Source organism: Pandoraea communis (genome assembly GCF_902459745.1).
GTDB classification, from domain to species: domain Bacteria; phylum Pseudomonadota; class Gammaproteobacteria; order Burkholderiales; family Burkholderiaceae; genus Pandoraea; species Pandoraea communis.
The window spans coordinates 655469-668488 of sequence record NZ_CABPSJ010000002.1 but is presented as its reverse complement, the minus strand read 5'-3'; the positions used below and the strand labels follow the sequence as shown (position 1 = coordinate 668488).

Below are 13020 nucleotides of genomic sequence, written 5' to 3'. Positions count from 1 at the left end.
CTCATCGGAACTCAGCCAGGCGCTGCCAGGCACTTCGCAGGAGAAGGCATGAACGACAACCGCAAAACCGGCGACATCTTGCTCGATTTGCAGCACATCAGTCTGTCGTTTGGTGGTGTGAAGGCGTTGACGGACATCTCGTTCAACGTTCGGGAGCACGAGGTCCGCGCGATCATCGGCCCGAACGGTGCGGGCAAGAGTTCGATGCTCAACGTGATCAATGGCGTTTACCACCCGCAGCAAGGCACGATCGTTTTCCGGGGACAGGTGCGGCAGCGCATGCATCCGACGTCGGCCGCGCGTCAGGGCGTGTCGCGCACGTTCCAGAACATCGCGCTGTTCAAGGGCATGACGGTGCTCGACAACATCATGACGGGACGCAACACCCGGATGCGCTCGGGGCTGCTTGCCAGCGCGATCTGGTGGGGGCGTGCGCGCCGGGAGGAAATGGCCAATCGCGCCAAGGTCGAGGAGATCATCGACTTCCTCGAAATTCAACACATCCGCAAGACACCGGTCGGACGACTGCCGTATGGCCTGCAAAAACGCGTCGAGCTGGCGCGCGCGCTTGCAGCCGAGCCGGAGCTGTTGCTGCTCGACGAGCCGATGGCCGGTATGAACCTCGAAGAGAAGCGCGACATGTGCCGCTTCATTCTGGAAGTCAACGAAGAGTTCGGCACGACGATCGTGCTGATCGAGCATGACATGGGCGTGGTGATGGATATCTCCGACCGGGTCGTGGTGCTCGATTACGGCAAGAAGATCGGCGACGGCACGCCTGCCGAGGTCAGAGACGATCCGGAGGTCATTCGTGCCTATCTGGGCGCCGCACAGGGCATGCCCGCTGCGGCATGACAGGTAGAGGGTAACCGTCGCTCGGCGACGCGATGGCAACTTGGAGACATCGATGCAGTTCTTTCTGGAAATCCTGATCGGCGGGTTGCTCTCGGGGGTGATGTATTCGCTCGTTGCGCTCGGTTTCGTGCTGATCTTCAAGGCATCCGGCGTATTCAACTTCGCGCAGGGCGCGATGGTGTATTTCGCGGCGCTCTCGGTGGTCGGCTTGATGGAGCGCGGCTTGCCACTGTGGCTGGCCGCCATCGGCGCGTTCGGCGTCATGGTGCTGGTCGGGGCCGCCACGGAGCGTTTCGTGCTGCGAAAGCTGGTGAACCAGTCACCCATCACGTTGTTCATGGCGACCATCGGCCTGTCGTTCTTCCTCGAGGGACTGGCGCCACTGTTGTGGGGCAACGAGGTGCGCCCGCTGTCGCTGGGCATTGTCGATGAGCCGATCGCATCGATCATGGATTCGACGGGGGTACTCGTCAGCAGCTTCGATCTGGCTGCGGCGGGCATCGCGGCCGTGCTGGTGGCGCTGCTCGCGCTGTTCTTCAAGGTGACGAGCATTGGCCGCGCGCTGCGCGCGGTGGCCGACGATCATCAGGCAGCGCTCTCGCTGGGTATTCCGTTGCAGCGGATCTGGGTGGTGGTGTGGAGCGTCTCGGGGTTCGTCGCGCTGGTGGCTGGCATGCTCTGGGGCTCGCGCAACGGCGTTCAGTTTGCCCTGACGATGACCGCGCTCAAGGCGCTGCCCGTGTTGATCCTGGGCGGCTTCACGTCGATCCCCGGCGCAATTGTCGGCGGGTTGATTATCGGCGCGGCGGAAAAGCTCGCGGAGATCTACGTGCCGCAATTGCTGCAAAGCCAGTTTGGCGGGAATTTCGGGGGCATCGAGGGCTGGTTCCCGTACGTCTTCGCATTGCTGTTCCTGCTGGTTCGCCCAGAAGGGTTGTTCGGCGAGCGGCACATCGATCGGGTCTGAGCCGCCGGTATTCCACTCGGGACGTACGCGCACGCATTCATCGCAGAGGCCATACATGTTCTATCGCGAAGCTGGGCAGTTCAAGACATCTTACGAAGCCGACAGTCAGATTTTCCCGATCCGGCAGGACCGGGTTGCCGTGTGCACCGTGCTCGCCATTGCGTTCGGCGTGCTGCCGTGGATTGCCACCGAGTATTGGCTGACGGCGATTCTGGTGCCCTTTCTCGTGTTCTCGCTCGCCGCGCTGGGGCTCAATCTTCTGACGGGCTACGCCGGGCAACTGTCGCTGGGCACGGCAGCGTTCATGGCAGTCGGCGCGTACGCGTCGTATAACTTTCAATTGCGCATCGAAGGCATGCCGATTCTTGCGTCGTTCGCCCTCGGGGGTGTTTGCGCGGCACTCGTCGGCATTGCGTTCGGTCTGCCGTCCTTGCGCATCAAGGGCTTCTATCTGGCGGTCGCCACGCTTGCGGCGCAGTTCTTCGTGCTGTGGGTGCTGACGAAGTTTCCGTGGCTCTCGAACAATAGTTCGTCGGGCGTGATTACCGCGCAGAAGATCTCCATTCTTGGCGTGGACGTCGACACGCCGGTGCGCAAATACCTGTTCGTGCTGGGTGTCGTGACCGTCATGGCGCTTGTGGCGAAGAATCTGGTGCGCTCCCACATCGGCCGCGCCTGGATGGCGGTGCGCGACATGGACGTTGCTGCCGAAGTCATCGGCATTCCGCTAATGCGCGTCAAACTGCTGGCCTTCGCGGTGAGTTCGTTCTATTGCGGCGTGGCCGGCGCGCTCTACGCCTACTGCTACCTTGGTTCGGTCGAACCGGATGGCTTTTCGCTCGATCTGTCCTTTCGTATCCTGTTCATGATCATCATCGGCGGCGTCGGCAGCATTCTCGGCAGCTTTCTGGGGGCGGCCTTCATTCTGCTGCTGCCGATTCTGCTCGACAGCACGTTGCCCGCGATCGCCACGTTCCTGCATTTGCCGTTCACCAACGCCACCGTCTCGCATATCCAGTTGATGGTCTTTGGCGGTCTCATCATCTTTTTCCTGATTGTCGAACCGCACGGGCTGGCGCGGCTTTGGCAGATTGCTAAGGAGAAGCTGCGCATCTGGCCCTTCCCGCATTGAGATTCGGCTGGCTCGTGCACCGGGAGTTGCGCGCTGCCAGACACGTTTTGCCATGAATAAAACCACAGATGGAGACACAGCATGAACACGAAAAACTTGGCGGTCTCGTTGGGTACGGCGCTCGTGCTCGGCATCGGGAGCGTGGGCGCATCGTTCGCGCAATCGAACGACCAGTTCATCGCCCTTGCCGACTATCGGGTCGGGCCATATGGCGCGAACGGGCAATCGTTCTACGGCGGTTTCATCGACTATCTGCAATACGTGAATCTGAAGAATGGTGGCGTCAACGGCGTCAAGCTGACGTGGGAGGAGTGCGAGACCGAGTACAACAACGCCAAGGGCGTGGAGTGCTATGAACGTCTCAAGGGCAAGAACCCGGTCACCAAGGGCACGGCGTATCACGTCATGGCGACGGGGATTTCCTACGCGCTGATCGACAAGACGGCAACCGATCAGGTGCCGCTGGTGATGATGGGCTATGGCCGCACCGATGCCGTGGATGGCACGGTGTTTCCTTGGGCATTCCCGCTGGTGACGACGTATCAGATGCAGGCGTCGGCCATCATCAAGTTCCTCGCGAGCAAGAACGGCGGGTCGCTCAACGGCAAGAAGATCGTCTTTCTGTATCACGACTCGGCCTATGGCAAGGAGCCGATCGTCGCGATGCAGGCGGAGTCGAAGATCAACAAGTTCAACCTCATCGAGATTCCGGTCGCGCACCCAGGTAACGAACAGGGTGCGCAATGGCTGCGTATTCGTCAGGAGAATCCCGACTACGTGGTGTTCTGGGGCTGGGGCGTGATGAACCAGACGGCGCTCAAGGCCGCGCAAAAGGTCGGCTATCCGCGCGAGAAGATCGTCGGTAGCTGGTGGGCCGGCTCCGAAGAAGACACGATTCCGGCGGGCCCGGCGGCCAAGGGATACATGAGCGCGACGTGGAACGTGGCAGGCAAGCAGGTGCCAGTCATCGCCGACATCGAGAAGGTGGTCTACGGCGCGGGCAAGGGCAACATGCAAGACCCGTCGAAGGTCGGCTCGGTGCTGTACAACCGTGGTGTTTCGGCGGCGGTGGCGACGGTCGAGGCGCTCAACACGGCGCAGAACAAGTTCGGTAAGGGCAAGGTCATGACGCCGGTGCAGGTGCGCTGGGCGCTCGAGAACCTGAATATCGACGCCGCCCGGCTCAAGGCGCTGGGCGCGACCGGCCTGCTGCCCGACATCAAGACGAGCTGCGAGGATCACGAGGGATCGGGCAAGGTGCGCATCCAGCAATGGGACGGCGCCAAGTGGGTGCTCGTGTCGGACTGGATCGAGGGTAACCGGCGTCTGATTCACCCGCTTTTCGAGGCCTCGGCCAAGCAGTACGCCAAAGAGAAGGGGATGACGCCCGCCTGCTACAAGATGTAATCGACGCCTTCGCCCGCGTGGCAGCGCGCCACGTGGGCGAAGGCTGACGAACCATGGCCGGTGGATGAACCCGGCAGCATCGATTCCGGAGTTATGCATGGAAGCGAGTTTGCGCGTCAACAATATCGAAGTCATTTACGACCACGTCATTCTCGTGCTCAAGGGGGTGTCGCTGATCGTGCCGGAGGGCAAGATCGTGGCGTTGCTCGGGGCCAACGGGGCGGGCAAGAGTACGACGCTCAAGGCGATTTCGAACCTGCTTCACGCCGAGCGCGGCGAGGTCACGAAGGGCACGATCGACTATCGCGGCGAGCGGGTCGAGAAGCTCACGCCGAACGGTCTGGTCAAGCGCGGGGTGATTCAGGTGATGGAAGGCCGTCACTGCTTCGGGCATTTGACCATTGAAGAGAATTTGCTGACGGGCGGTTATGTGCGGCATGCGTCGCGCAGTGCCCAGCAGCATGCGCTGGAACGCATCTATGCCTACTTCCCGCGCCTGAAGACGCGCCGCAAATCGCAAGCGGGTTACACGTCGGGCGGCGAACAGCAGATGTGCGCGATCGGGCGCGCCATGATGGCGCAGCCGTCGATGATATTGCTCGACGAGCCGTCGATGGGGCTCGCGCCGCAGATCGTGGAAGAGATCTTTGCCATCGTGCGCGACCTGAACCAGCGCGAGAACGTCAGCTTCCTGCTGGCCGAACAGAACACGATGGCGGCGCTGCGTTACGCGGACTATGGCTACATCCTCGAAAACGGCCGGGTGGTGATGGACGGCGATGCGGCGTCGCTGCGCGATAACGAGGACGTCAAGGAGTTCTACCTGGGAATTGCCAAGGACGGCGCCAGTAGCGCCGGGAGCTTCCGAAACGTCAAGAGCTATCGACGGCGCAAGCGCTGGATCGCCTGAGCAATTGCGCGCTTGCGTGTTTGCGAGATCGAATGAGTGGCTGACTGTTAATCCTCAACGTATTTCCGTCAATATGAACGATTACTTCGACACGCTGGAAACCCGTGCGCCGGAGGTTCGCGAGAAGGCACTGCTGGCGGCGTTGCCGGCGCACGTGTCGCATGCGCAGACGCACGCGCCGTATTTCACGCAGGTGCTGGGCAACGTCGATGCGAAGGACATCGGCTCGCGCGATGCACTGGCCTGCCTGCCTGTGACGCGCAAGTCGGATCTGTCGGCGTATCAGGTGCGCCGCCCTCCGTTCGGCGGGATGAACGCAACGCCCCTGGGCGGTCTGGCGCACGTGTACCAGTCGCCCGGTCCGATCTACGAGCCGGACGGCCGCGGCAGTGACTGGTGGCGCTTTGCGCGTGCCATGTTTGCCGCGGGCTTGCGCGCGGGCGATCTGGTCTATAACACGTACTCGTATCACTTCACGCCGGCCGGGATGATGATCGAGACGGGCGCTGCCCGGCTGGGATGCTGCGTATTTCCGGCCGGGGTCGGGCAGACGGAGATGCAGCTTGCCGCGATTCGTCATCTGCAACCCGTGGCGTATGCCGGGACGCCGTCGTTTCTGAAGATATTGATCGAGAAGAGCGAGGCGGCCGGAGCGGATATCGGCTGCATTCGTCGGGCGACGCTCTCGGGCGAGGCATTACCGCCATCGTTACGCGATTGGTTCAAGACGCGCGGCATTACGGCACGGCAATTGTATGGCACGGCCGATCTGGGATTGATCGCGTTCGAGAGCGACGCACAGGCGGGATTGATCGTCGACGAGAACGTGCTGGTGGAGCTGGTGGAGCCGGGTGGCACGAAACCGGTGCCGGACGGTGAGATCGGTGAGGTCGTGGTCACGAACTTCAATCCGGACTATCCGTTGATTCGTTTCGCGACGGGGGATCTGTCGGCGGTAGAGGCGGGAATCAGCCCGTGCGGGCGCACCAATATGCGGCTCAAAGGCTGGCTCGGCCGCGCCGATCAGACGGTCAAGGTGCGCGGTATGTTTGTGCACCCAGGGCAGATCGGCGAGATCGGCAAGCGGTATCCGGAGTTGGTTCGCCTGCGGCTGCGAGTGGAAGGGCGGATTGGCGACGATCGGATGCGGCTGATTTGCGAGACGAACGCCGCACCGCCCGAAGGGCTGGCTGCGCGCGTGCAGGAAACACTCCGGGATGTGACCCGGTTGCGCGGCGAGGTCGATTTTGTCGCCGCCGGGACACTGCCGACCGATGGGAAACTGGTCGAGGACGCGCGGGCTTACGATTGATTTGCCGTCCGTTGTGCACAAGTAGCATCAACGAACGTGCTGCGGTCGTAATAGGTCGCAGCACGGTGATATGGGATTGGCGCCATCGCCCCGCAAGCGGTCAACAGGCCGATGAGGGCAAAAAGATTCGGATGGATAAGAAACCAATCGATGGCGGATAGCCGATTCGAAAGGTAGATCCGCCCAGGTGCGGCCAATCACTTATTCACTGCGCGAAAGTTCGTGAGGCTTGCATCCGGATTCATTGCTATGAACGATACTCATGCCCGGCACTAGCCCGAGTTTGGCAGAGTCGCCTGTCGGTACCGTGAGAATCATCCGGATTTCCTCCGCCTGGCCCTGCCAGATGCTTTTGATTTCCCTCCATTCCCATGTCCCTGCTGGATTCGTGATGGACTGATCTGTCGCGGTCACTGTGGGACTTCCGTACTGTTTTACCAGAGCGTATTGCTCGTTTGCGTAATTTGCGGCTGTAAAAGTGAGGGACTTCGAGACCAGCGAAAGACCTGTGGTACAGAACACCAAATGGTAAGTGTCCAGCGCGCCCGTATTGGGGTCACGCCGATGAATGAACACGCCTCCAGGCTTCTCGTCGAGCGTGTCGCCGCGAGCTTTGGCTTCGCGCAATACGTCCTCCTTCTTGTTGCCGCCAACGAAGCCCCAAGCCTCGAAAGCCGTCGCCTTCGAGGCTTGGCTCAGCAGGCCTAGCGCGACGAAGGCAAGTGCGCACATGTTCTCTTTGATCATCGTATTGGAAAGGTCTATGGCCGCGGGTGGGCGGTGCCGGAGTCGAATTGCCACCAGTCCCGCCGTACCACAATCGTTTTGATTGTATTTGGCGCCAACCCGCGTTTGCGAGGCGCCACTTATTTATTGGTCGTCGCCGAAATCCCTGTGAGGACTGTCGGTGCTACAAAAGTAACGTAATCCTGCCCGCGGTGCTGGCCAATCTGCTGAAGAAAGCCACGGAACTGCGCAGACTTATCGGTAGTCTTCTTTCCCAGCTCAGAGTCGATCTCAAAGCCGAAATAGGTCGGAATGACCTCCTTGTCCTTCACGGCCCACTGGATGACTTCCGTGACGGATTTCACACCGTCATATTGTCGGTGGAGATTGGCGATGTCGTTGGCATATCGCTGCTGATAGCTTTGCCTCGATCCTTCCAGCGACGCGGTATTTGTACCGGAATTGGCCTTGTCGAGTTCTGCCTGATAGCGCTCGACTTCAGACACGGCGTAAGCCCTTGAGGCATCCCACACCTGCTTCGCCTTCAGCGCCGAAGGGCCATCCATGCCGGCCATCTGGGCCTGACTCTTTTCGTCGATTTGCCGCAATTCGGCCTTTTTCTCTTCGAGGAGCTTCGTATAGCGAGCCGCATCGCCTGCCGCGCCTTCAATGGCTTTCCCGAGATTGTCGTTGCTGGCTTTGAGATAGCCGTTGATCTCGTCAATCTGCGCATCGCGAACCTTGTTCAACTCGGCGACGGCGTCGTTCAACTCGCAGCGATATTCAACCGCCGTGCGATTGCTGCTGTCTTTGAACGTTTTCCAACTAATGCTTTTGCAGGCGGCACGTTCGGACAATGCCGAGCCGTAAGTGTGCGTCGTGTCGACGGGGTCGTTGGCGGCTTTCACCTGACCGATTTCGGAGTCCTCGCAACCCGCCAGAAGGACGCAGAGCAGTGCCGCAGCGACACCATATCGTAATCTCAGATTCATTTCTTCCGCATTTCATAAAAGACGACGGCCCCATATCTCCTGCGGCGGGGATGCACGAGATCCCGGTCGCAGGAGATATGGGGATTGCTACGGGCCGGCATTGATGCCGAACCGTCTGAGAGATAACGGCATTTTTCTGCGGATGTTTAATACACCTGATGATCTGCCTGGCACGCCATCGGCGGGCGCGCGCAGTCATCGCATCCATAAAAAAATGGCGTCGAGAGCGGAACGCTCCGGACGCCATTTGATCGTGATGCGACGGTGTGACGGCGCAAGTCCCGCGCCGTCACCCAGCTTCACACTTACATCTGCACCGTGTCGGCGACTTCCTTGAAGTCTTCGATCTGGTCGAAGTTCATGTACTTGTAGATCTTGTCGCCGTTGGTGGCGAGTACACCCATGTCGGCCATGTACTCTTCCTTGCTCGGAATCTTGCCCAGACGCGAGCAAATCGCGGCGAGTTCGGCCGAGCCAAGGTACACGTTCGTGTTCTTGCCGAGACGGTTCGGGAAGTTGCGGGTGGACGTCGACATGACCGTCGCGCCTTCGCGCACTTGTGCCTGGTTACCCATGCACAGCGAGCAGCCCGGCATTTCTGTACGGGCACCCGCCGTGCCGAAGACACCGTAGTGACCTTCTTCCGTCAATTGCTTCTGATCCATCTTGGTCGGCGGGGCAACCCACAGCTTGACCGGAATGTCGCGCTTGCCTTCGAGCAGCTTGGACGCCGCGCGGAAGTGACCGATGTTGGTCATGCACGAGCCGATGAACACTTCGTCGATCTTCGCACCGGCCACGTCCGACAGGGTTTTCACGTCGTCCGGATCGTTCGGGCAGGCCACGATCGGCTCGTGGATGTCGGCCAGATCGATCTCGATGACCGCGGCGTATTCCGCATCGGCATCCGGCGAGAGCAGCTTCGGATCGGCCAGCCATTGCTCCATCGCCGCGATACGGCGTTGCAGGCTGCGCGGGTCTTGATAACCTTGCGCGATCATCCACTTCAGCAGCGTGACGTTGCTGTTGAGGTACTCGATGATCGGTTCCTTGTTCAGATGCACCGTGCAACCGGCGGCCGAGCGCTCGGCGGAGGCGTCCGAGAGTTCGAACGCTTGCTCGACCTTCAGGTCGGGCAGGCCTTCGATTTCGAGGATGCGGCCCGAGAAGATATTCTTCTTGCCTTGCTTGGCAACGGTCAGCATGCCTTGCTTGATGGCGTACAGCGGGATCGCATTGACGAGATCGCGCAGCGTGACGCCGGGCTGCATCTTGCCTTTGAAGCGGACCAGCACCGACTCCGGCATGTCCAGCGGCATCGTGCCGGTGGCGGCCGCGAAGGCGACCAGCCCCGAGCCTGCCGGGAAGCTGATGCCGATCGGGAAACGCGTGTGCGAGTCACCGCCGGTGCCCACCGTGTCGGGCAGCAGCATGCGGTTCAGCCACGAGTGGATCACACCGTCGCCCGGACGCAGTGCGATGCCGCCACGCGTGCTGATGAAGTTCGGCAGGGTCTGGTGCGTCTTCACGTCCACCGGCTTCGGATAAGCGGCGGTGTGGCAGAACGACTGCATGACGAGATCGGCCGAAAAACCGAGGCAGGCCAGATCCTTGAGTTCGTCGCGGGTCATCGGGCCGGTGGTGTCTTGCGAGCCGACCGAGGTCATCTTCGGTTCGCAGTACGTGCCCGGACGAATGCCCTGACCTTCGGGCAGACCGCAGGCGCGGCCAACCATCTTCTGCGCCAGCGAGAAGCCGCGGCCGCTGTCGGCCGGCTGCTGCGGCAGGCGGAACAGGGTCGACGCGGGCAGACCAAGGGCTTCGCGAGCCTTGGCGGTCAGGCCGCGACCGATGATGAGGGGAATACGGCCACCGGCGCGCACTTCGTCGAACAGCACGTCGGACTTGACCTGGAACTCGGCGATGACTTCGCCGTTCTTCAGCGCCTTGCCTTCGTACGGGCGCAGTTCGACCACGTCGCCCATTTCCATCTTCGACACGTCGAGTTCGATCGGCAGGGCGCCGGCGTCTTCCATCGTGTTGTAGAAGATCGGGGCGATCTTGCTGCCCAGGCACACGCCACCGAAGCGCTTGTTCGGGATGAAGGGGATGTCTTCGCCCGTGAACCACAGCACCGAGTTGGTGGCCGACTTGCGCGAGGAGCCGGTGCCGACCACGTCACCCACATAGGCGACCAGATGACCTTTTTCCTTGAGCGATTCAATGAACTTGACCGGGCCGCGCTTGCCGTCTTCTTCCGGGGTAATGCCGGGGCGTGCGTTCTTGAGCATCGCCAGCGCGTGCATCGGAATGTCCGGGCGGGTGGTGGCGTCCGGGGCCGGCGACAGGTCGTCGGTGTTGGTCTCGCCCGTTACCTTGAACACGGTAATGGTCAGGCTTTGCGGCACTTCCGGACGGCTCGTGAACCATTCGGCGTCGGCCCAGCTCTGGAGCACGGCGCGCGCATTGGCATTGCCCTTGTCGGCCAGTTCCTTGACGTCATGGAACTGATCGAACATCAGCAGGGTTTTCTTGAGGGCGTCGGCGGCGACGGTGCCGACTTCGGCGTCCGGCAGCAGTTCGATCAGCGGCTGGATGTTGTAGCCGCCCAGCATCGTGCCGAGCAGTTCGGTCGCACGGGCACGCGAGATCAGCGCGCAGCGGGTCTCGCCCTTGGCAACTGCGGCAAGGAAGCCTGCCTTCACGCGAGCGGCTTCGTCCACGCCGGCGGGCACGCGATGGGTGATCAAGTCGAGCAGGGTCTGCGCTTCGCCAGCCGGCGGGTTCGTCAGCAACTCGACCAGTTCGGCAGTCTGCTGTGCCGTCAGCGGCAGGGGAGGAATACCAAGCGCGGCGCGTGCGGCCACGTGAGCACGATAGTTTTCAAGCATGGGGAGACCTGCTGTGTTGCGTTTCGGGGGAAGGCTGTTCAGGCCTCCAAGGCTATACCGGGCGCTACTTTGATCGTGATTTTAGTCTCGACGCCGCGTCTCGTCAAACGTCTTATATCTTATATAAGAGTTCGGCGAGGCGAGCGTTCGTCGTCCGACGGTCGCCGTGACTTGACCTCATTTGCCGAGCAGGACTTCGATGCCGTGTTCAGCCCCGGCGGATTGTCGCGGGATACGGCCATCGTCTATGGGCCTCACGAGGGGGCTTTGAATTATCTGTTCTCGCCATTGAGTTCCGGTGCGAGTTGCCAGACGCGGGGCGATCTGTCTTGTGCCGGGGAGATGCCCCCATTACCCTTGTTTCTGACTACTGCGCAACTCGATTCGAATGGATTGAGGCTGGCGGGTAGTTCTCCCCTGCGGTTTACCTCGACCGCACTTCTCCCTACCGGCCCCCAGGTGGTAGGGAGCCTACGCCGCCTCTTTCAGGGGCGGTTTTTTTTGCCCGGCGCATGGCAGTCCGATCGGCTCGCCGGGCGTTCACTTTTTGGCGGGGGACGGCGGAAGCACGGCATCGGGGGCGCCGTCGTGCGATATGAGAATCGCCAGCCATCTTGAGCTTTCAAACTGCGCGGCGATGACCATCACGAGGACGGTCAGTGGCGTCGAAAGAATGGCGCCGGGTACCCCCCACACCAGCGTCCAGATCCCCAGTGCGAACAGTCCGACCAATGGGTCCGTGTTCGTGCTTTTCGCCTGGAGCTTGGGGAGCACGAGATTGTGGGCAATTTGGAAAATGGAAAGGGTGAGGACAAACACCCCGAGCGGCACGGTAATCGAATCGCTATGGAGCGCGGCAAATAGTGCGGGCACAACGCTCGCTACGAACGGTCCCACGACGGGCATGAACGCGAGAAAAAACACTGTGACTGCCCAGAATGCGGTATTGGGCAGTTCGGCAATCCGGAAGACCAGCGCGGAGATGACGGCAATCGCCAGGTTGATGGCCGTCTGAGAGATCAGATAAGCCTGTACGCCATGCACGATCTTGTTGAGAACGATGCGCTGCGAATTCGCTCTGGCCTCGCTCGTCGTGATCCGCAGTATTTTCGGCTCGGTGTTCGTCATTGCCCCAAGCAGCATGAACACGAGAAACATCAAGGTAAGAAATGCCATCGACACGGCGTTTCCCACCCAGGCGGCAAGGCTGTGCTCGAGTTTGGGGAGATCGATCAACCCGATAACGGTTGCGAGATCGAATTTCCGCCCGAAGCCCACGGCGGCAGACCGAATGAGGCGGTCGAGTTGAGCGGGGAGGTCGGGGGACTGCTGGATGAGATCGCTGATGCCCTGGAGCGTGATGATGAAGATGCTATAGGCGGTGAACCCCACAATCGCTGCGGTAGCCACCAGGATCAGCCATTTGGGCGCTCGCGGAAGGAGGCGCACGACCACGGAGACGATGCCCGAAATCAGAATTCGCAGGAGTATGGCGAGAAAGAACGGGATGAGTACCGGGCGAAGAAAATACAGGGTTGCCAGACCTGCGGCTACGCCTGTAGTTGTCTGTGCAACGGACCCGGGTGTTGTTGTCATGATGGATTTTCTTAACGGTCAAGGCAGAAAACGCGCCTCTGATCGCGCGTCTTTCGTCCGCAAGAATATCAGGCTAATTTATTTCGGGGTGATGGCATCGGCGATGCGGACTGGCGGGGGCGTGCGCGTGGCGAGGCGCACAAAAACAGGGGCCGCCTCGCTGCGTCGGCAGCCGGCGGCCCCTGTCGTCACTCACATCCTTTCGCGGATGACTCCGCTCACTGGCTCGCGC

10 protein-coding genes are annotated in these 13020 nt (G+C 61.0%); 6 read left to right on the top strand and 4 right to left on the bottom strand.

What is annotated here, in order from left to right; translation table 11 throughout:
- Positions 1–3: 3 nt before the first annotated feature.
- The 6 genes from PCO31110_RS09505 (at position 4) to PCO31110_RS09480 (ending at position 6583) form a co-directional block, all read left to right on the top strand.
- Positions 4–855, top strand: coding sequence for an ABC transporter ATP-binding protein (locus PCO31110_RS09505; protein ID WP_370855825.1), 852 nt, complete (start codon positions 4–6; stop codon positions 853–855).
- Positions 856–907: 52 nt separating this feature from the next.
- A complete protein-coding gene (locus PCO31110_RS09500) occupies positions 908–1822 on the top strand; it encodes a branched-chain amino acid ABC transporter permease (protein ID WP_010806199.1) in 915 nt (304 codons plus the stop codon).
- A gap of 55 nt (positions 1823–1877) precedes the next feature.
- Complete coding sequence (locus PCO31110_RS09495) at positions 1878–2954, top strand: branched-chain amino acid ABC transporter permease (RefSeq protein ID WP_010806198.1); 1077 nt, start codon at positions 1878–1880, stop codon at positions 2952–2954.
- Between the two features lie 81 nt (positions 2955–3035).
- Entirely contained in the window at positions 3036–4361 is a 1326-nt protein-coding gene (locus tag PCO31110_RS09490; RefSeq protein ID WP_150690245.1) for an ABC transporter substrate-binding protein, read from the top strand.
- 97 nt (positions 4362–4458) lie between these two features.
- Positions 4459–5271: an ABC transporter ATP-binding protein gene (locus tag PCO31110_RS09485; RefSeq protein ID WP_010806196.1), complete on the top strand. Its 813-nt coding sequence runs from the start codon at positions 4459–4461 to the stop codon at positions 5269–5271.
- A gap of 73 nt (positions 5272–5344) precedes the next feature.
- The gene (locus tag PCO31110_RS09480; RefSeq protein ID WP_150690244.1) at positions 5345–6583 is read left to right on the top strand and encodes a phenylacetate--CoA ligase family protein; all 1239 of its coding nucleotides are present in this window, start codon (positions 5345–5347) and stop codon (positions 6581–6583) included.
- A 201-nt stretch (positions 6584–6784) separates the two neighbouring features.
- Here PCO31110_RS09480 and PCO31110_RS09475 read toward each other — a convergent pair whose 3' ends face one another.
- The 4 genes from PCO31110_RS09475 to PCO31110_RS09460 form a co-directional block, all read right to left on the bottom strand.
- On the bottom strand, positions 6785–7330 hold the full coding sequence (locus PCO31110_RS09475; RefSeq protein WP_150690243.1) for a hypothetical protein: 546 nt from the start codon (positions 7328–7330) through the stop codon (positions 6785–6787).
- A gap of 119 nt (positions 7331–7449) precedes the next feature.
- Positions 7450–8301 carry a hypothetical protein gene (locus PCO31110_RS09470; RefSeq protein WP_010806193.1) on the bottom strand — a complete coding sequence of 284 codons (852 nt, stop codon included), beginning with the start codon at positions 8299–8301 and terminating at the stop codon, positions 7450–7452.
- 305 nt (positions 8302–8606) lie between these two features.
- Positions 8607–11192: a bifunctional aconitate hydratase 2/2-methylisocitrate dehydratase gene (gene acnB, locus PCO31110_RS09465; protein WP_010806192.1), complete on the bottom strand. Its 2586-nt coding sequence runs from the start codon at positions 11190–11192 to the stop codon at positions 8607–8609.
- Between the two features lie 540 nt (positions 11193–11732).
- Complete coding sequence (locus tag PCO31110_RS09460) at positions 11733–12788, bottom strand: AI-2E family transporter (RefSeq protein WP_010806191.1); 1056 nt, start codon at positions 12786–12788, stop codon at positions 11733–11735.
- Positions 12789–13020 lie beyond the last annotated feature (232 nt).

Coding starts and splice junctions, on each gene's coding strand:
- PCO31110_RS09500 (WP_010806199.1), top strand. CDS start 908: ATGCAGTTCTTTCTGGAAATCCTGATCGGCGGGTTGCTCTCGGGGGTG.
- PCO31110_RS09495 (WP_010806198.1), top strand. CDS start 1,878: ATGTTCTATCGCGAAGCTGGGCAGTTCAAGACATCTTACGAAGCCGAC.
- PCO31110_RS09490 (WP_150690245.1), top strand. CDS start 3,036: ATGAACACGAAAAACTTGGCGGTCTCGTTGGGTACGGCGCTCGTGCTC.
- PCO31110_RS09485 (WP_010806196.1), top strand. CDS start 4,459: ATGGAAGCGAGTTTGCGCGTCAACAATATCGAAGTCATTTACGACCAC.
- PCO31110_RS09480 (WP_150690244.1), top strand. CDS start 5,345: ATGAACGATTACTTCGACACGCTGGAAACCCGTGCGCCGGAGGTTCGC.
- PCO31110_RS09475 (WP_150690243.1), bottom strand. CDS start 7,330: ATGATCAAAGAGAACATGTGCGCACTTGCCTTCGTCGCGCTAGGCCTG.
- PCO31110_RS09470 (WP_010806193.1), bottom strand. CDS start 8,301: ATGAATCTGAGATTACGATATGGTGTCGCTGCGGCACTGCTCTGCGTC.
- acnB (WP_010806192.1), bottom strand. CDS start 11,192: ATGCTTGAAAACTATCGTGCTCACGTGGCCGCACGCGCCGCGCTTGGT.
- PCO31110_RS09460 (WP_010806191.1), bottom strand. CDS start 12,788: ATGACAACAACACCCGGGTCCGTTGCACAGACAACTACAGGCGTAGCC.